This is a genomic window from Streptomyces sp. NBC_00212, from assembly GCF_045206365.1.
In the GTDB taxonomy this organism is placed as follows: Bacteria; Actinomycetota; Actinomycetes; order Streptomycetales; family Streptomycetaceae; genus Streptomyces.
Genome location: NZ_CP108115.1, coordinates 6,242,311 through 6,259,904, shown reverse-complemented (window position 1 = coordinate 6,259,904; position 17,594 = coordinate 6,242,311). Strand labels below are relative to the sequence as shown.

Annotated in this window: 14 protein-coding genes, 1 pseudogene and 1 riboswitch; of the genes and pseudogenes, 7 read left to right on the top strand and 8 right to left on the bottom strand. The window is 69.4% G+C overall.

Features of this window, described 5'->3' with window-relative positions:
- Nucleotides 1–11 precede the first annotated feature (11 nt).
- A complete protein-coding gene (locus OHA17_RS28525) occupies nucleotides 12–1,460 on the bottom strand; it encodes a hypothetical protein (RefSeq protein WP_053723987.1) in 1,449 nt (482 codons plus the stop codon).
- A 233-nt stretch (nucleotides 1,461–1,693) separates the two neighbouring features.
- Between OHA17_RS28525 and lipB the strand changes: the two genes are divergently transcribed.
- The 4 genes from lipB (at nucleotide 1,694) to OHA17_RS28505 (ending at nucleotide 4,897) form a co-directional block, all read left to right on the top strand.
- Complete coding sequence (gene lipB / locus OHA17_RS28520; RefSeq protein WP_406508943.1) at nucleotides 1,694–2,491, top strand: lipoyl(octanoyl) transferase LipB; 798 nt, start codon at nucleotides 1,694–1,696, stop codon at nucleotides 2,489–2,491.
- A 234-nt stretch (nucleotides 2,492–2,725) separates the two neighbouring features.
- The gene (gene lipA / locus OHA17_RS28515; RefSeq protein WP_398871047.1) at nucleotides 2,726–3,682 is read left to right on the top strand and encodes a lipoyl synthase; all 957 of its coding nucleotides are present in this window, start codon (nucleotides 2,726–2,728) and stop codon (nucleotides 3,680–3,682) included.
- A gap of 275 nt (nucleotides 3,683–3,957) precedes the next feature.
- Complete coding sequence (locus OHA17_RS28510) at nucleotides 3,958–4,170, top strand: hypothetical protein (protein ID WP_053723984.1); 213 nt, start codon at nucleotides 3,958–3,960, stop codon at nucleotides 4,168–4,170.
- 19 nt (nucleotides 4,171–4,189) lie between these two features.
- Nucleotides 4,190–4,897 carry a DUF4191 domain-containing protein gene (locus tag OHA17_RS28505; protein ID WP_053723983.1) on the top strand — a complete coding sequence of 236 codons (708 nt, stop codon included), beginning with the start codon at nucleotides 4,190–4,192 and terminating at the stop codon, nucleotides 4,895–4,897.
- A gap of 77 nt (nucleotides 4,898–4,974) precedes the next feature.
- Here OHA17_RS28505 and OHA17_RS28500 read toward each other — a convergent pair whose 3' ends face one another.
- Nucleotides 4,975–5,442 (bottom strand): RDD family protein, encoded by a 468-nt coding sequence (locus tag OHA17_RS28500; protein ID WP_398871049.1) that lies wholly within the window; start codon nucleotides 5,440–5,442, stop codon nucleotides 4,975–4,977.
- 210 nt (nucleotides 5,443–5,652) lie between these two features.
- Between OHA17_RS28500 and glnA the strand changes: the two genes are divergently transcribed.
- Nucleotides 5,653–7,062: a type I glutamate--ammonia ligase gene (gene glnA / locus OHA17_RS28495; RefSeq protein ID WP_053723981.1), complete on the top strand. Its 1,410-nt coding sequence runs from the start codon at nucleotides 5,653–5,655 to the stop codon at nucleotides 7,060–7,062.
- Between the two features lie 128 nt (nucleotides 7,063–7,190).
- Here glnA and OHA17_RS28490 read toward each other — a convergent pair whose 3' ends face one another.
- The 3 genes and pseudogenes from OHA17_RS28490 to OHA17_RS28480 all read right to left on the bottom strand — a co-directional run bounded on the left by OHA17_RS28490 (nucleotide 7,191) and on the right by OHA17_RS28480 (nucleotide 12,250).
- The gene (locus OHA17_RS28490; RefSeq protein ID WP_406508942.1) at nucleotides 7,191–8,966 is read right to left on the bottom strand and encodes a hypothetical protein; all 1,776 of its coding nucleotides are present in this window, start codon (nucleotides 8,964–8,966) and stop codon (nucleotides 7,191–7,193) included.
- 97 nt (nucleotides 8,967–9,063) lie between these two features.
- A complete protein-coding gene (locus tag OHA17_RS28485; RefSeq protein ID WP_406508941.1) occupies nucleotides 9,064–10,368 on the bottom strand; it encodes a hypothetical protein in 1,305 nt (434 codons plus the stop codon).
- 518 nt (nucleotides 10,369–10,886) lie between these two features.
- Nucleotides 10,887–12,250: pseudogene (locus OHA17_RS28480) on the bottom strand (ISNCY family transposase).
- Between the two features lie 128 nt (nucleotides 12,251–12,378).
- Between OHA17_RS28480 and OHA17_RS28475 the strand changes: the two are divergent.
- Complete coding sequence (locus OHA17_RS28475) at nucleotides 12,379–14,271, top strand: ABC transporter ATP-binding protein (RefSeq protein ID WP_406508940.1); 1,893 nt, start codon at nucleotides 12,379–12,381, stop codon at nucleotides 14,269–14,271.
- Between the two features lie 51 nt (nucleotides 14,272–14,322).
- Here OHA17_RS28475 and OHA17_RS28470 read toward each other — a convergent pair whose 3' ends face one another.
- Together OHA17_RS28470 and OHA17_RS28465 are read right to left on the bottom strand one after the other, a co-directional pair.
- On the bottom strand, nucleotides 14,323–15,435 hold the full coding sequence (locus tag OHA17_RS28470; RefSeq protein WP_406510833.1) for a HoxN/HupN/NixA family nickel/cobalt transporter: 1,113 nt from the start codon (nucleotides 15,433–15,435) through the stop codon (nucleotides 14,323–14,325).
- A 28-nt stretch (nucleotides 15,436–15,463) separates the two neighbouring features.
- Nucleotides 15,464–15,662, bottom strand: a riboswitch (cobalamin riboswitch).
- Between the two features lie 150 nt (nucleotides 15,663–15,812).
- Complete coding sequence (locus tag OHA17_RS28465; RefSeq protein WP_406508939.1) at nucleotides 15,813–16,094, bottom strand: hypothetical protein; 282 nt, start codon at nucleotides 16,092–16,094, stop codon at nucleotides 15,813–15,815.
- Between the two features lie 119 nt (nucleotides 16,095–16,213).
- Here OHA17_RS28465 and OHA17_RS28460 point away from each other — a divergent pair, with 119 nt between their 5' ends.
- Nucleotides 16,214–16,573 carry an arsenate reductase family protein gene (locus tag OHA17_RS28460; protein ID WP_053723976.1) on the top strand — a complete coding sequence of 120 codons (360 nt, stop codon included), beginning with the start codon at nucleotides 16,214–16,216 and terminating at the stop codon, nucleotides 16,571–16,573.
- 11 nt (nucleotides 16,574–16,584) lie between these two features.
- Here the strand turns inward: OHA17_RS28460 and OHA17_RS28455 are convergent, their stop codons facing one another.
- A complete protein-coding gene (locus OHA17_RS28455) occupies nucleotides 16,585–17,490 on the bottom strand; it encodes a Gfo/Idh/MocA family protein (RefSeq protein ID WP_406508938.1) in 906 nt (301 codons plus the stop codon).
- Nucleotides 17,491–17,594: the final 104 nt, after the last annotated feature.

The following is a 17,594-nucleotide window of genomic DNA, read 5'->3' as shown; positions in this document are numbered from 1 at the left end:
CCCCGCCTGCCTCACCCCAACGCGGCCACCCGGTCCCGGTAGTTGCGCACGGCGGCCGCGTCCCGGTAGGGCTCCAGGCGGCGCTCGAAGTCGCGTACGTACTCGACCGCGCGCGCCGAGCGCATCTCGCTGGCCTGTTGGGCCGCCTCCGCGCCCAGCGCGCACGCCTGGTCGAGCTCGCCGAGGCCGAGCCGGGCCGTGGCGAGCACGACCCGGCAGAACAGCCGGGACCGGGCGTAGCCGGGCGCGCGCAGTTGCAGCGAGCGCTCGGCGTGCTGGGCGGCCGCGCGGTACTGCTGGAGGTCGCGGTGGCAGTGGCCGAACTCGTCGGCGAGCTGCGCCTCGTCGAAGAAGCGCGCCCAGTGCGGCACGTCGTCGCCCGGCCGCGCGCTCTCCAGGGCCCGTTCGGCCCGTACGAGCGAGGCCGTGCACGCCCGCACCTCGCCGAGCACCCCGTGCCCGCGCGCCTCCACCGCGTTCAGGAGCGACTGCACGACGGGCGGCGCCGCCGACCCGACGCCCTGCTGGGCGACCCGGGCCAGTTGCACGGCCTCGCGGCCGTGCCCCAGGTAGACGGCCTGCCGGCTCATGGTGACAAGCACGTACGAGCCGTACGCCCGGTCCCCCGCCGCCTGGGACAGCCGCAGCGCCTGCACGAAGTACCGCTGGGCGAGCCCGTGCGCGGCGATGTCGTACGAGGTCCAGCCGGCCAGTCTGGTCAGGTCAGCGGCCGCCGCGAAGAGCCGGCGCCCCACGTTCTCGCCGTAGGTGCCGCGCAGCATCGGCTCGGCCTCGTGCTCCAGGTAGCGCACCAGCGCCTGACGGGCGTGCCCGCCGCCGTAGGCGTGGTCGAGGGTGCGGAACAGTTCGCCGACCGAGCGGAGCGCCGCGATGTCGCCGCTGGTCACCCGCTGGCCGGGGCCGCGGTCGGTGGTCCGCTGGCGGGGCACGGAGGGGCGGCCCTGGACCGGGATGCGGGTCACGTTGCCCTGCGGGTTCGGCTCGCCGCGGCTCACCCGGTCGTCGGCCCGTCCGATCAGCCAGTCTCTGCTGGGGACCACCAGACCCGCCGGGGTGAACGCGATCTTGCGGAGTTCGGCGTGGCTGCCCGAGTCCTTGCGCCAGAGCCCGCTGACGATGTCGACGGCCTCCTCGGGCGTCGCCGCGAACTCCAGGCCCGCGTACACGGGAGCGCACGCGTCGAGGCCGAGGTCCTGTGCGGAGAGTCTGCGGCCTAGCCGCCGGGTGAACACCTCGGCGATCAGCGCGGGCGTGGTGCCGCGCGGTTGCTGGCCGCGCAGCCACCGCGTCACCGAGGTCTTGTCGTAGCGCAGATCCAGGCCGTGCTCCAGACCGAGCTGGTCAACGCGGCGGGCGAGCCCGGCATTGGAGAACCCGGCTTCTGCGATCAGTGCGGCGAGCTGGCGGTTGGGGGTGCGCTGCGAGGGTCGTTCCGTCATCAGCTCTGCGTTCTCCTGCCTTCCGGGCCAATCTTGCAGCCCTCATGGAACGGCGAGAATTTAGCGGTCAATACGGCCGGTGCCGCCACCTTCGCCCCGCATTCATCCGATCGTGTGGTGACGTGCCGTTTCTGCCCGGGTCTGGGGGCCGTGCGGAGGCCCTCGAACACGGTCGTACAGTGAATGCGGGCGTGCACCGCATTGCATCCGAGAAGTTCGACAGGGGAGCTGGCGTGAACGAGCTGCGATTTGTCCGGCTGGGATTCGGCGAGGACTCGGTCGAGTACCAGGAGGCCTGGGACGAGCAGCGCCGGGTGCACGCGGCCCGGTTCGCCGACGAGATTCCGGACACCTGCCTGCTTCTGGAGCACCCGCCGGTCTACACGGCGGGCCGGCGCACCGAGGACAGCGAGCGCCCTCTCGACGGAACGCCGGTCATCGACGTCGACCGCGGCGGCAAGATCACCTGGCACGGGCCGGGCCAGCTCGTCGGCTACCCGATCCAGAAGCTGCCCCGCCCGGTGGACGTCGTCGCGCACGTACGCCGCCTCGAAGAGGCCCTGATCCGTACCGCCGCCGACTTCGGCCTGGCGACCACCCGGGTCGAGGGCCGCAGCGGGGTCTGGGTGCTCGGCGACCCGGTGGAGCAGCGCCCGAAGCTCGGCGGCCTCTCCCTCGACTTCGACCCGCGCCTGAACGACGACGAGTTCGACGCCCGGCTCAACGGCCCCGAGTACGCGCCCTCCAACGCCGGCCAGCGCCGCGAGGACCGCAAACTGGCAGCCATCGGCATCCGCGTCGCCAAGGGCGTCACGATGCACGGCTTCTCGTTCAACGTGAACCCCGACAACACCTGGTTCGACCGGATCGTGCCGTGCGGGATCCGCGACGCGGGTGTGACATCGCTCTCGTACGAGCTGGGCCGCGAGGTGACCATCGCGGAGGTCCTCCCGGTGGCCGAAAAGCACCTGCGCGACATCCTGGAAAACGCGGAACTCGCTCCGCGAGAGATCGAGCGGGCCTCCGCGTAGGAGCGCTCAGCCCTCAGAGTTGCCTGTGCGGGCACATCCAGCCCGTCCGGCGTTTGAGGACGAGCGCCCTCAAGGCGCGACGGGGGTCTGGGGGCAGAGCCCCCAGGGTCCCCTCGCCAAGGGAATGCCAGAGCACCCCGCAGGGGTTACCCCCGGCGGGAGCCGCACTCCACCCAAGCAAACAACGGGCGTACCCTAGGTTCGCCGAAGAATCGAAGTCACAGGGAGCCGGACGTGTCCGCAGTCGCACCCGACGGACGCAAGATGCTGCGCCTGGAGGTCCGGAACAGCCAGACCCCCATCGAGCGCAAGCCCGAGTGGATCAAGACCCGGGCGAAGATGGGCCCCGAGTACAACCAGCTGCAGAAACTGGTGAAGAGCGAGGGGCTGCACACGGTCTGCCAGGAGGCGGGCTGTCCGAACATCTTCGAGTGCTGGGAGGACCGCGAGGCGACCTTCCTCATCGGCGGCGACCAGTGCACCCGGCGCTGCGACTTCTGCCAGATCGACACGGGCAAGCCCGAGGCGCTCGACCGTGACGAGCCCCGCCGCGTCGGCGAGTCGGTCGTCACGATGGACCTGAACTACGCCACCATCACCGGCGTCGCCCGCGACGACCTGGCGGACGGCGGTGCCTGGCTGTACGCGGAAACGGTGCGCCAGATCCACGCGCAGACCGCGGAACGCGCCGAGGGCCGCACCAAGGTCGAGCTCCTGGCCCCCGACTTCAACGCGGTCCCCGAGCAGCTGGAAGAGGTCTTCTCCTCCCGCCCCGAGGTCTTCGCGCACAATGTCGAGACGGTGCCGCGGATCTTCAAGCGGATCCGCCCCGGCTTCCGTTACGAGCGCTCCCTCGACGTGATCACCAAGGCCCGCGACTACGGCCTGATCACCAAGTCGAACCTGATCCTCGGCATGGGCGAGACCCGCGAGGAGGTCAGCGAGGCGCTGCAGCACCTGCACGACGCGGGTTGCGAACTCATCACGATCACCCAGTACCTGCGCCCCTCCGTGCGCCACCACCCCGTCGAGCGCTGGGTGAAGCCGCAGGAGTTCGTGGAGCTGAAGGAGGAGGCCGACGAGATCGGCTTCTCCGGTGTGATGTCGGGTCCGCTGGTCCGCTCCTCCTACCGTGCGGGCCGCCTCTACCAGCAGGCGATGGAAGCCCGGAGCGCCGCCACCACCGCGTGAGCCCGGTCGCGTACCGAACGGACTGCGTGAACCCGCTCACAAGCGGCTACTGATCAGTAATGGCCGATTCGACGCGGCTCGTACCTCCCCCGCAGGTCGGGGCATGCGTACGGGCCGCGTCAGTGTTTTGCCGGTCCGCATCAATGTTTCATTGGCGTTTGACCGCTCGGACACGCCCTGGTAACACCAATCAGTGACCCTGGCTTTACGCACCGCGCATGCCCCCACACCCATCGCCCGTTTCTGACTTCCCGTCCCGAGGGGGGACCTCGACGATGCAGGCCGCTACCGCTCCGCAGACCGTGCGAGCCACCACGCTTCCGTCCGTCACCGGCGCGCTGCGCGCCATGGAGTCGCTGATCATGGGCTCCGGCCAGCGCACCGCCCGCCGCAACGCCTGGACCGCGGTGCTGGAGGACCGGCGCCGGGCCAAGGACCGCGTCGAGGCCCAGCACGTACTGGAGGCCGTGGCCACCCGCCGCTCCTAGGCCACGTAAACTTCCTGGTATGGCGAGGAAGGCAACCGCAGAGAGCGCTGCGAACGATGCGAATGCGGGGCGACTGAAGCAGATCGCCCTGACCTACAAGATGACCCGCAAGGCCGATTCCAAGATCGGACTTGTCATCGCCGGCGTGGGAATCGTCGTCCTCGGCGTCTTCCTCGCGATCGGTTTCCTGCTGGGGCACCCGGTCTATCTGGGCATTCTGGGCCTCCTGGTGGCCGTGCTGGCGATGGCCATCGTCTTCGGACGGCGTGCCGAGCGGGCGGCGTTCGGTCAGATGGAGGGCCAGCCGGGTGCGGCGGCCGCCGTGCTGCAGAACATCGGGCGCGGCTGGACCACCACGCCGGCCGTGGCGATGAACCGCAGCCAGGACGTCGTCCACCGGGCCGTCGGTCGGGCCGGCGTCGTCCTTGTGGCCGAGGGCAACCCGAACCGGGTGAAGTCCCTGCTGGCCGCCGAGAAGAAGAAGATGGCCCGCATCGTGGTGGACGTACCGGTCCACGACGTGATCGTCGGTGACGGCGAGGGCCAGGTGCCGCTGAAGAAGGTGCGCACCACGCTCCTCAAGTTCCCCCGCGTGCTGTCCGGCCCGCAGGTGACCGCGGCCAACGACCGGCTGCGCGCCATGGGCGACCTGATGAGCAACATGCCGCTGCCGAAGGGTCCGATGCCCAAGGGCATGCGGATGCCGCGCGGCGGAAAGATGCGCTGACCCTCACCTCGTGGACGAACGAAGGCGGCCCGGACCGACATGGTCCGGGCCGCCTTCTGACGTTCGTGGGGCCCCGGTCAGATCCTGACCTGCACCGCGCGGGCCAGGCGGTCGTGCAGGCCCCGGCCGTCGCGGTCCCAGATCAGCGCGGGGATCGCCAGGCACAGCAGTACGGTGCGGACGGTGACCCGGACGATGCCGAGCCGGCCGCCCTCCTCGGCGACCACGCGCAGGCCGAGCAGCCGCTTGCCGGGCGTGAACCCGACGGTCCCGATCGTCAGCACGCCGAGCACTAGGAACACGAGCAGCGCCCAGTTGCTCGCGCTGTGCGTGTTGCCGCGGGCGATCAACTGGTACGCGATCAGGGCGCACAGGCCCCAGTCGATGAAGATGGCGCCGAAGCGCCGGCCAAGGGGCGCCACCGAGCCGGGCCCGTCCTTGGGCAGACCGAGCCGCTCGCCCCGGTAGCCGAAGTCGACGCCCATCTCCTCGGCGGCCGCGCGGGGCCCCGAGAGCCACGATCCCATTGCTTGCCTGTTGTCCACGGATCCAACGGTACTGCGCCCGTTTTCGATCACTTCGGCCCGGGTCAGTCTTGGCAGCTTCGTCACCAGCCCGGTTAACTTGGGCGAAACAAACGGGTCACGCTTGAGAAATCCCGCCTGCCTATGGTCGGCTCCAGCGTGTGCCACCGCACTGGCCGCACGACCAAGCTGCAACCCCGCCCCTCCCCGGGTGGGAGTAGGAGGAGTTGGATGTTCCAGAACGGCGACGACGCGAAGAAGTTCATCGCGGACAACGACGTGAAGTTCGTCGACGTCCGGTTCTGCGACCTGCCGGGCGTGATGCAGCACTTCACGATTCCCGCGAAGGCGTTCGACGCGACGGAGGAGCTCGCCTTCGACGGCTCGTCGATCCGCGGCTTCCAGGCCATCCACGAGTCCGACATGGCGCTGCGTCCGGACCTGTCGACGGCCCGCCTCGACCCGTTCCGCCGTGACAAGACGCTGAACATCAACTTCTTCATCCACGACCCGATCACGGGCGAGCAGTACAGCCGCGACCCGCGCAACATCGCCAAGAAGGCCGAGGCCTACCTCGCCTCCACCGGCATCGCGGACACCGCGTACTTCGGCCCCGAGGCCGAGTTCTACGTCTTCGACTCGGTACGTTTCGAGACCTCCGCGAACCAGGGCTTCTACCACATCGACTCCGAGGCCGCCGCCTGGAACACCGGTGCGGTCGAGGACAACCGCGGCTACAAGGTCCGTTACAAGGGCGGCTACTTCCCGGCCCCGCCGGTCGACCACTTCGCCGACCTGCGTGCCGAGATCTCCCTGGAGCTGGAGAAGTCCGGCCTCCAGGTCGAGCGCCAGCACCACGAGGTCGGCACGGCCGGCCAGGCCGAGATCAACTACAAGTTCAACACGCTGCTCGCCGCAGCCGACGACCTGATGCTCTTCAAGTACATCGTGAAGAACGTCGCCTGGCGCAACGGCAAGACCGCGACCTTCATGCCGAAGCCGATCTTCGGCGACAACGGCTCGGGCATGCACGTCCACCAGTCCCTGTGGGCCGGCGGCGACCCGCTGTTCTACGACGAGCAGGGCTACGCGGGCCTCTCGGACACCGCCCGCTACTACATCGGCGGCATCCTCAAGCACGCCCCGTCGCTGCTGGCGTTCACGAACCCCACCGTCAACTCGTACCACCGCCTGGTCCCGGGCTTCGAGGCGCCGGTCAACATGGTGTACTCGCAGCGCAACCGCTCGGCGGCCATGCGCATCCCGATCACGGGCTCCAACCCGAAGGCCAAGCGCGTCGAGTTCCGCGCCCCGGACCCGTCGTCGAACCCGTACCTCGCGTTCTCCGCGCTGCTCCTCGCGGGCCTGGACGGCATCAAGAACAAGATCGAGCCGGCCGAGCCGATCGACAAGGACCTCTACGAGCTGGCTCCCGAGGAGCACGCCAACGTCCAGCAGGTCCCGACCTCGCTGCCGGCCGTCCTGGAGGCCCTGGAGGCCGACAACGAGTACCTGCAGGCCGGCGGCGTCTTCACCTCCGACCTGATCGAGACCTGGATCGACTACAAGCGCACCCACGAGATCGCCCCGATCCAGCTCCGCCCGCACCCGCACGAGTTCGAGCTGTACTTCGACATCTAGAAAGTAAAGCTCGAACTCGGCGGGTAGTTGGCCGAAGGACTCCCCCGAGCGTCTGCCTCCAGCAGGACCTGCTGGAGGCAGACGCTCGATCTGCTCGTAGGGGCACTGGGCTGCCGACGGCTGCAGAGTCAGTCTCCCTCCGGCGTTACCCACCACGGATCGTATTCGCGCACGAGCGGCTGGGTAGCTGGATGGTGGCGCAAACCGTGAGGCCCTGAAACGGGGGCTTCGGGCATGTCGATAAGCCAGTCCAGCACGGCATCGGACTGCATGTCCGGGTGTTCCAAGCCGTCGATCAAGGCATCAGGACCACGGGAGTCGTACGGCTGTGGCAGCGTGAAACCAGCTTCGACAGCATCGCGGACAATCTCTTCGCAGATCGCACGCCACCGTCCCTGGCCCCACCAATGACACGTATAGCTTGTCGAGCCCCCGATCGTCATCAGCCTCAAAGTCGTATCCGGACCAAGAAGTTCGCTGTCGAGGCGTTGCCATTTACGGATCTGCTCACGCACCGTCGACTGCACCTCCGGCCATCCGTCGCGGAACAAGGAGGAGACAGTCCGACCGTTGGGGAGTTCCCAGTCTGTATCAGTCAGTGACTGCTCGATCCCGTCCCAGTCGATACCTTCGTACGGGCAGACATGAGGCAGCACCGCGCGAGTCACCGCCATGTTCACTCGAGCCATCAGCACGTCCGAGGGAAGATGGTGAGCCTCCACAGCCGTTTCATTGCGCCAGCACCAGGCCGCAATACCCAGAGCCGCCGCATCGGGCACCGGATCCGGGTGCACGTTGCGGCCCGCCATACCGACAACCCAGCGCAGATAGGTGCTGAGATCGGGGTGCTGTACAGCTTCCTTGACGATGTCTGCAACCGGGATCTTCCGGTAGGAGGCTGCCGGGCCGAAGAGGGACAGTAGCGATTCTGCTTCGAACGCCTCCGCGGCTTCTGGATCAGCCCCCTCCACCACACGGACGCGAGTTGCATCGAGCAATCCCAACGCGCCGGCTCGATGTTGGACCACCGTGACCGCCTCGTCGCCCTGGAGGGTGACCGTGAGTTCGACCTCTTCATCGAGTGCGGAAAAAGACTCCGGGAAATCGCCGCACACGTCTTCATAGGGAAGAAATCGGAGCCGGCTTTCACGCGGGTAGTACTCAATGTCCAGCGCGGCGCTGGTACGCCACAGCGTGGCGAAGAGCATCGGGCCAGTTTCGGCATCCCAGTCCGAATCGTATTCGTCCGGGACCTCCCAGCCAGCCCAGTCGAGCGGGCCGAGCACTTCCATGAGCCGGTCTACGTACTCGCCCCACTGTTCGGTGTCCGGGCGACCCACTTGCCTCTCGGGTGCTGCTGCCTGGCTGCCCAACTGGCCGATGAGAGCTGCCGTACGTCTGCTGAAGAGCGATTCGGCCGACTCACCTTCCTCCGGGGTGACACCGGTGACGCTGTTGAGATACGCCGTATCGTCTGCCAGTTCCTGCTTGCGGCAGCGTGCGCACAAGTATCTGTACGGCTTACCCCACTTGGCGGAGTAGCGCGTCAGTGAGCGACTCTCTCGGCAGTCACGACACGGCCCATAGCCCTTCTTGGGCCACCACAGCCACCAGTCGCCGTCGTAGTCGCCGGGCGAGGGCACCATCCCGCGGCCCAGTAGCGTGTCGGCAAGTGCCTCCAGGCTGCCGCCGTTCCTGTGAGGCACCTTTGCGTACAACTGATCATGCGCCGCAAGCAGCTCGTCGTCCGTGACCGCCTCTTCTCCCTGTAAGCGGCGCCGCACGGATACCGCTGCGGCGAGTGCTTGGACGGCGGGATCATCCCGCCGAAGTGACTGCCTGCTGCTTTCGACGACGGCCATCGCCATGTCGACATCGGCTTCAGTGATTCCAGTGCTCCCCATGCTCCAGAGCTTACGGGCGACCTCTGACAGGGCTTTGAGTCAGTCTCCGGCGATGTCACCAGTGCGCGGACATACCGGGTCTGGTTCACGGAGCACATCATTTGTCTCCTTCCGGGAGAATACGCAAAGCCATGACAGTGCCATCCTCGCCGAAGGAGACCGCGCCCCACTTCGGAGCGGTCGCACCATTCGGCAGCGTGGAGCGGAGCTCGTATGCACGGCGCCGGTACGCCTCGACCCTCCCTTCAACCAGAAGCTGATACAGGTCCTCTGCCATCCCTGAGAACGCCTCGACGCGGGTCCTGTTCAACCTGAAGACCTGGTCAGTACCGAAGAAGCGTGTCGCGCCGAAGCCATGCTCTGCGTCCCGGACACTGGATGATCCTGCGAATGTTCGCTGTTCGTAGTACTTGCGACCCTGATCGCTGGTCAAGTACTGCGCGATCTCCATACCAGCGCCGGCGAATGCCAGTTGGCCCGCGGCACCGGTTCGGGCAAGTACCTGACCAAACCATGCGCGATCTTTTCGTGGAATGAGGAAGCCGTCATGGAAGCCTTCCTCGCCAGCGCGGGCAGGCACCCTCACAGCGTTGACATACGGAGGGTTCCGCTTCGACGGCACGACGTCCGCACTGTCGCGTCCCGTAATCGATCGCTCAGGTAACAGCCCCTGGCCCGGTGCCTGCAGAGCGTGGACTGTGATGCCCTCCTTGGCTAGCAGTTCGGTGGACATCAAGAGGCAGGGCGTGGTGTTCCATTCGGCGAGGTGAAAATGTTCAGCGCGCTCACTGGCCCTGGCCAGTTGCTTGAAGGCTGAGCGGTCAGTCTTCCCCGTGCTCTTGGTCGTCTTCTGGTGATTTCCGTTGACCGTCACCACGAAGAGCCGGGACGGTTCGCCGGGCTTCCATGCCTCGATGAAGAAGTCAGGCCGTGGTCGAGCGCCCAGGGAAGGCCGCGGGCCGGAGCGCGCGAATCCAGCCAGCAGCACCGACTCGGCATCGACAGTCGAGACCAGATAATCCGGGAAGCGGGCCCGCACCGTGCGCTCTGCGATTGCCAACCCCAGTGCCCGTCCCAACTCCCGGGCCTGCATCCCCCTGTAGGAGAGTTCTGGGTTCTGCCCCTCCTCGGTGAGAGCCAGGTAGCCACTGGCACCGGCTCCCAGGGCCTGGCAGTACTTCAGGGCCTGCCAGTGCTCGGCCAAGCCTCTTCCGCGCCCATGACGAGCCAGAGTGGCCGCTCGCGCGAAGACGCCGAGCAACTCCCAAGGCGTGGTGGCGAGATCGTTCCGTTCGGCCGTCTGTAGCGGTTCCAGCCCGGGCTTACGAGGAACTCGTTCCTCCTCGCCTCGCTCACGTGCACGTTTGCGGGCGATGGCTGTGGCTGCCTTGTCGGTGTCCATCACCAGCGAGGCTGTCGAATTGACGCGTACGGGGATCTGGTGACGCAGTAGTGCGAGGGTGCTTTCCGCAGGTACTGACATGGAGTGTCACGGTATGGAGGGGAGAGCGGGCGCACGCAAGTGCGCATGGGCGCCCGGGGGACTCCCGGTAGGTGGACTACCGCTCGGATGGTGCCCCTCCGGTCCGCAGCCCCGGCGGGTGCACAGTGTGCACCCGTTGTGCACCAGGCCCGTCATCAAGGTCACATACTCGCAGGTCAGAATGGCTTCCGTGCTGTACTTCGACCCCTAAGCCCCCGCGGCTCCGCGACACCCCGAGCCCCGCTGCCCCTCCCGGGCGGCGGGGCTCGCTGCGTTCCCCTCCATCGGGTGGATCGCCGTACACGGCCGGGCAGTTGGGGGATTTTTGCGGGAAAGTGGGCGGATTCCTAGCTACTTGCCCCTGAAAAAGGGTTCGTCCAGCTGAGGGGCGGTGCCGGGGGCGGGTCGTGGTGATGTCGCCTGCGGGTGGCTTCGCGTCAGTGGCTGACGACGGCCATCCGCTGGAGGTTGTAGGCGAAGATCCCGAGTCCGGCCCAGGTCTGGGCGCCGGTCAGGCGGCGCAGGCGGGTGCGGCGGAAGCCGAAGCTGCGCTTGAGATGGCTGATCCGGGCTTCGATGCCAACCCGCCAGTTACGCATGCGCCGGAAGGGGCGGCTGCTTTCGTACTCACGGCGAGCTCTTCCCAACGTGCCCTTGCGCTGGAGGCCGATCCGCCGGACGCCGAGTTCGGCCAGGGCCCGGTCGTTGGCCGCGGTGCCGAAGCCGCGGTCGGCAACCACGGTTGCCGGCACCCGGCCTGTCCGCGCGGTCACCCGCTCGACCGCGGGTACCAACTGCGGCGCGTCGGCGGGGTTCCCGCGCTGGACCTGGTGGTCGACGACGAAGCCATGTTCGTCCTCGGCCACCAGCGCGGTATAGCCGAACTGGGTGGGGTGCTGGGGCTTGCCCTTGCGGATCGGCCGGGCATCGGGGTCGGCCAACGAGACCAGCCGGTCGGGAATCGTGCGGATGCCGGCCAGCCGCAGTTTGGTCTGCTCCAGCAGACCCGGGTGCCAGCCACGGTCTCGGCCAGCTCGCCGACCAGGCCCCTGAGCCGTCCCGACGGCCGGTTGCCCAGCGCGCGGCGAGCGTTGCGTTCCACGGCGACCATGTCCCGCAGCGCCGCGCGGGCGATGGCGGCGACCTCACCGGTGAGCCGGTCGATCTCGCCCAGAGCCTTTCCGGTACGCCGCCGCAGGGTGCGCGAGATCTCCTTCAGACGACGGCCCGCCGACCGGCTGCGATCGCGGAATCGGGTACGCCGGGCCGCGCCGGCGGCCTTGATCCGGCCTACCAGCCGGCCCAGCCTGCGTACCCCGTGCGCCAGCAGGTCGGCGTCCGTGGGGTGGTCGATGTCGGCCTCGATCACCGTGGTATCGATCCGCAACTTGCGGCACCGCAGCAGCTTTTCCTCGACGAGCTTGCCCAGCAGTGCGGCGTTGAGTTGTTCGACGACCTGACCGCCACTGCGCCGGACAAGCTTGATCAAAGTGGTCGGATGCGGCACCGGCGACATCAGCGGGATTCGGCAGAACCGCCGCCAGCTCAGTGAGTCGGCCACCTCACGGCAGAGCGTCTCGTAGCCGAGCTGGTAACGATGCTTGAGGTACAGCAGCCGCAGCAACGTCTCGACCGGCACCGACGGCCGACCCAGCCGCTCGGCAAACACCGCCCGCCACGGAGCGATGAACCGCTCGTCATCCAAGAAAGCGTCAACCCTGGCAAGTTCGACGGGCAGCTGCCGCGCCTGCTCCGGCAGCACCTCCCACCACGCGTCCTGCACGCCCGCGACACGCAGCACCGCCACCACCCCCAGCCGGCCCGACCCAACCCCACTGTGACGGCCACGGGCAGCCCGCACCAGCTCTCCGCCCAAGTCACCCCACCGGAGGCCGCGACTTCTTCAGGGGCAAGTAGCTAGGGGGCGGCATGGCGGAGGTGTTGGGCGAGCAGCCCGTTGATGAGCAACTGCGGTACCGGTCAAGCTCGTTGGAGGCGGCGCGGCGGCGGCCGGTGACCTCCCGGACCATGGCGCGGCGGTTGCCTCAGCTCGTGCGGAAGGCGCTGGCGCTGGCCTGGCGGGTGGATCGGCGGGCCGTGCTCGTGCTGCTGTGCTGTCAGGCGCTCTCGGGGTTCTTCGAGGCGTTCGGGCTGCTCGCCACGACGCGTACGATCACCGCGCTGATCGCGAGCGGCGACATCGCGCACCGGATGCGCGACGCGCTGCCGTCGATCGCGGTGCTCGCCGGGGCGGCCGGGCTGCGGGCGCTGCTCGGGATCGTGGTGGTGAACATCTCCGGCCGGCTCTCGCCGCGGATCTCCCGCGAGGCCGAGATGCAGATGCTCGGGGCCGCCGTACAGGCCGAGTTGTCGGCGTACGACCAGCCCGGGTTCAACGACAAGCGCGAGGCGGCCGACCGGGGCGCCGAGGTCGCCCAGCAGCTCCTCACCGATTCGCAGGACCTCATGGCGTGCGTGGCCTCGCTGGTCGCGGCGGCCGGGGTCGTGACCGTGCTGCATCCCGCGCTGCTCCCCCTGCTCCTGCTCGCCGCGCTGCCGCAGGGCATCGCCGGGGTGAAGGCCGCGCGGGTGCACTACGAGGCGTCGCGGGCGATGAGCGCCGAGCGGCGCACGCTGAGTCTGCTGCGGTGGTTCGTGATCGACAAGGACACCGCCGATCAGCTGCGGTCCTGCACGATGGCGGACTTCCTGCTCGACCGGTACCGGGCGATCGGGCGGCGGGTGGACGCGGCGACCGACAAGGCCGTGCACCAGGGCGCCCGCTACTCCGTGCTCGGCTCGCTGGTGGGCGGGGTCGCGGCCGGGGTGGTGTGGGGCGCCCTCGCCTGGCTGCTCGGGTCGGGGCGGATGTCGGTGGCGTCCGCGGGCACCGCGGTGTTCGCGCTGCGCACGGTGGCCTCGTCGCTGCGCGGTGTCGTCGGGTACGGGACGCGGCTCTTCAGGACCGGGCTCTACCTCGACGACTGGGCCGAGTTCATCGAGGAGGCCGGCGGGCACCGGATGGCGCGCGGCAAAGTGGCGCCGCCCGCGCCGGAGGTCGTGCGGGCCGAGTCGTTGACGTACCGCTATCCCGGCAGCGAGCGGCCCGCCCTGGAGAAGGTGACGGTCGAGGTGCGCAAGGGCGAGGTGCTCGCGCTCGTCGGCGAGAACGGGTCCGGCAAGACCACCCTCAGCAAGCTGCTCACCGGGCTCTATCTGCCCAGCGAAGGGGCGGTGACGTGGGACGGGGTCGCGGTGGAGCGGTGCGATCCGCCGGCCCTGTGGCGGCAGACCGCGGTCGTGCCGCAGGACTTCGCGCACTGGCCGATGTCCGCGCGCGACAACATCACGCTGGGGCAGCCGCACGGGGGCGACGCGTCGGTACGCCGCGCGGCCGCCCACTCCGGCGCGGCGGAGGTCGTCGACGGGCTGCGCAGCGGGCTCGACACGCTGCTCGCGCGGGAGTGGTTCGGGGGTGTGGAGCTGTCCGGCGGGCAGTGGCAGCGGATCGCGATCGCGCGGGCCTTCCACCGTCCGGCCGGACTGCTGGTGATGGACGAGCCGACGAGCGCGCTCGACGAGCGCGCCGAGCACCGCATCTTCACCGGCCTGCGGACGGTCGCCCGCGACCGGGCGGTGGTCCTGGTGACCCACCGCCTCGCGAACGTCGCGGTCGCGGACCGCATCGTCGTCCTCGACCGGGGCCGGGTCATCCAGGAGGGCACCTTCGACCAACTCGTCGCCGCAGAAGGCCTGTTCAGGGAGTTGTGGACGCTGCAGAACGACCGGGCAGGAGTGCCGGGGCCGCGGGAGGGTGCGTGAACGGGCCCTCTCGGGCGGGGGCCGCACGGGGGTGCGCACAAGGGCAGCCCCTCACGCGCCCGAGCCCGCCGCCCATTTCTGCTCGACCTTGCCCAGCCGCCAGTACGCCAGCGCGGCCGCCCACACCACCACGAACAGGCCGACGATGACGAAGCCGACGTTGTCCAGGTCGAGGCCGGCGATCCAGCCGCTGACCGGGTCGGTGAGGTCGAGCTTCTCGTGCAGGACGCCGACCAGCTCGATGGTGCCGATGAAGAAGGCCACCGCGATCGACAGGCCGGTGATGGTGAGGTTGTAGTAGACCTTGCGGACCGGGTTCGAGAAGGCCCACTGATAGGCGAAGTTCATGAACGTGCCGTCGAGGGTGTCGAACAGGCTCATCCCGGCGGCGAACAGCAGCGGCAGGCACAGGATCGCGTACCAGGGCAGTCCGGCGGCGGCGCCCGTGCCGGCCATCACCATCAGGGTGACCTCGGTCGCGGTGTCGAAGCCGAGGCCGAAGAGGAAGCCGAGCGGGAACATCTGGCCGGGCCGCGAGATGGACTTGGTGAAGCGGCCCAGGATGCGGTTCATGAAGCCCCGCGAGTCCAGGTGCGCTTCGAGCTCCTTCTCGTCGTACGCACCCGCGCGCATTGCCCGGAACACCTTCAGGATGCCGAACAGGGCGACCAGGTTGAGCGCCGCAATGAGATAGAGGAAGGAACCGGAGGCCGTCGTTCCTACCACGCCCATCACCTGGTGGGTGGTGGAGTCCTCGTTCATCAGCGTGCCCGCGAGCTGGGCACCGCCCGCCACCAGCGCCGTGAGGACCACGACCACGCTGGAGTGGCCGAGCGCGAACCAGAAGCCCACGGACACCGGCCGCTTGCCGTCGGCCATCAGCTTGCGGGTGGTGTTGTCGATGGCCGCGATGTGGTCGGCGTCGAAGGCGTGCCGCATGCCGAGGGTGTACGCGGTGATGCCGAGGCCTATGCCGTACGTCTTGGTGCCGACCGCGTAGTGCTCGGGGGCCACGAGCAGGAACAGGACGCCGAAGGCGACGACATGGAGGGCGGCTATCACCGCGAGCAGGACGGCGGTGCGGACGGTGTCCTCGCGCCGCCAGTGGAAGGACGGCGCGGCGGGGGCGCCCGTCTCGGGGGACGTGCGAACGGGCAGGGTCATGCGGGTCACGCTCCAGCACCTCGTGGATCACTTCGTGAGATGCCGCGGCCGGTCTCCTGGCTGACGGGCGGGTGCCTTGGTCCCGGCCTTCCCGGGCAGGTGGATCCTGGCCAGTGGCGTCGCGAGGGGACGGCGGCTCCCCGGAACCCGGGGAACCCGATCACAGTGGCGAGGGCCGCTCCGGTTTCGCACCGGAATTCCCGAACACCACGGCGCCGTCACCCTAGACGCTGGGGAGTTGCCTGCCCAACCGCACCCCCGTGCGGGTATCGAAGATCACACGGGGCACGGGGGCTCGGCCCACCGGACGCCCCGGGGCGGACCCGGGTCACGTCTCCCGGCATCGCGGGGGCATGACCCGGGCCGTGGTGCGGGGCTCAGCGCCCGTCGTAGATCAGCGCGCGCACCATCCGGCAGGTCGTCTCCGACGGCGGGCGCACTCCGATGAGCGCGGCCACGGTGCGTATCTTGCGGTCGGGCGCCTGCTCCGGCCGGTACACCCCCGTGTCGAGCAGGGCGATGGCCAGGCGCATGGCCTTCAGACGCCGGTTGTGGGACTCGTACCACACGCGCGGACGCCCGGCGGGCAGCGGCACCTTGTGAAGAGGCTTGAGGGACAACTGTTTCGGGGCGTGCGAGGTGAGTACGGCAGCGGTCATGGGCATCCTCCTGGGCAGTCGGGAACCCTCACTTACTGACTCAATTTTACTGGGAGGCACTGACAATCGGCCCTGGCCAGCCGGGCTTTGGGGGGCGGATCGCGGGTAGCCTGGCGGCCATGGAGATCTGGATCAACCCGGCCTGTTCGAAGTGCCGCAGCGCGGTGGACCTGCTGGACGCGGAGGGCGCCGAGTACACGGTGCGCCGCTACCTCGAAGACGTGCCCTCGCCCGACGAGATCCGGGCCGTGCTCGACCGGCTCGGCCTCGAACCGTGGGACATCACGCGCACGCAGGAGGCCGCCGCGAAGGAGCTCGGCGTCAAGGACTGGCCGCGTGACGCGGACTCCCGCGAGCGCTGGGTTTCCGCGCTCGCCGAGCACCCCAAGCTGATCCAGCGGCCGATCATCACGGCGGACGACGGGACGGCGCTGGTGGCCCGGACCGACGAGGCCGTGCGCGACGCTCTGTCGCGGTAACGCGGGTCGGGCTAACCCCGGTCCAGCTGGGCCTCGGCGTCCGCCAGGAGCTCGGTCACCCGCGCCCCGAACCGTACGTCGCAAGGGTGTGGCACCCCAGTGCGGGCCGCTTCGAGGAGCGCGTCAAGCGCCGCGCCGAACGCGTCAAGCGCGCCGCCCCACCCCGGCATGACCGCCCGGCCCGCCTCACCCAGCACCGAGACCTCGACGCCCGCGGCCGCCGGGGGCGCCGTGAAGCTCAGGTCGGCGGTGCTGGAGGCGCCCGAGGCGTGACGCAGGATCAGGTGGGCGGTGTCGCCGGGGCCGGGTGCGGCCGTCAGCGCGGTCACCTCGCCGAGCACCCGGGTCAGCACGGCGAGCGCGTGCGGGCCGACGTCCCAGAGCGCGCCCTTCTCACCCCGCCAGGGCGAGGCGGCGTACGGGCCGCGCTCGGCGCCCGGAGTGAACAGCGACCCGTACCACTGGGCGCGGCCGCTGAACCAGCCGTCCACGGCGGCCTGTTGGGCCAGCCACGCGGCGGTCTCCTTCGCGAACCGCAGCGTGAAGAAGACGACGGAGGCGACCCGGGCTCGCTCGGCCGCGTCGGCCAGCTCGCGGGCGCCCGCCACGCTCGTCGCGACCGGCTTGTCCAGGAGCAGGTGGCAGCCCGCCCCGGCGGCCCGCATCGCCAGCGGCGCCTGGACGTCCGGCGGCAGCGCGAAGGCGACGGCGTCGCAGTCCGCGAACAGCGCGTCGGCGTCCTCGTACACCGCGACCCCGTGCTGCTCCGCGAGCGCGGCCGCTGCCTCGGGCCGCCGCCCCCACACACCTACGAAGTCGACGCCGGGGTGCGCGGCGAGCGCCGGGGCGTGCGTGGCGACGGCCCAGGGGCCGGTGCCGAGGAGGCCGATGCGGGTGGTGCCGGCGGTCTGGTTCATGGGGGTCAGTCTGCCGGGCACGAATTCCGGTGGCGGGGCGAGGGGGGTGGAATGTTACGTTTCCGGGGCCGGCCGCGGGACTCCGGCGCGACTTCCGGGACTTG

What these genes read in the sequence shown, in the direction of transcription:
- OHA17_RS28525 (WP_053723987.1), bottom strand. Translation starts at nt 1,460, where the DNA reads ATGACGGAACGACCCTCGCAGCGCACCCCCAACCGCCAGCTCGCCGCA.
- OHA17_RS28510 (WP_053723984.1), top strand. Translation starts at nt 3,958, where the DNA reads ATGCAGGCCGCTACCGCTCCGCAGACCGTGCGAGCCACCACGCTTCCG.
- OHA17_RS28505 (WP_053723983.1), top strand. Translation starts at nt 4,190, where the DNA reads ATGGCGAGGAAGGCAACCGCAGAGAGCGCTGCGAACGATGCGAATGCG.
- glnA (WP_053723981.1), top strand. Translation starts at nt 5,653, where the DNA reads ATGTTCCAGAACGGCGACGACGCGAAGAAGTTCATCGCGGACAACGAC.
- OHA17_RS28490 (WP_406508942.1), bottom strand. Translation starts at nt 8,966, where the DNA reads ATGGGGAGCACTGGAATCACTGAAGCCGATGTCGACATGGCGATGGCC.
- OHA17_RS28485 (WP_406508941.1), bottom strand. Translation starts at nt 10,368, where the DNA reads ATGGACACCGACAAGGCAGCCACAGCCATCGCCCGCAAACGTGCACGT.
- OHA17_RS28475 (WP_406508940.1), top strand. Translation starts at nt 12,379, where the DNA reads ATGGCGGAGGTGTTGGGCGAGCAGCCCGTTGATGAGCAACTGCGGTAC.
- OHA17_RS28470 (WP_406510833.1), bottom strand. Translation starts at nt 15,435, where the DNA reads ATGACCCTGCCCGTTCGCACGTCCCCCGAGACGGGCGCCCCCGCCGCG.
- OHA17_RS28465 (WP_406508939.1), bottom strand. Translation starts at nt 16,094, where the DNA reads ATGACCGCTGCCGTACTCACCTCGCACGCCCCGAAACAGTTGTCCCTC.
- OHA17_RS28460 (WP_053723976.1), top strand. Translation starts at nt 16,214, where the DNA reads ATGGAGATCTGGATCAACCCGGCCTGTTCGAAGTGCCGCAGCGCGGTG.
- OHA17_RS28455 (WP_406508938.1), bottom strand. Translation starts at nt 17,490, where the DNA reads ATGAACCAGACCGCCGGCACCACCCGCATCGGCCTCCTCGGCACCGGC.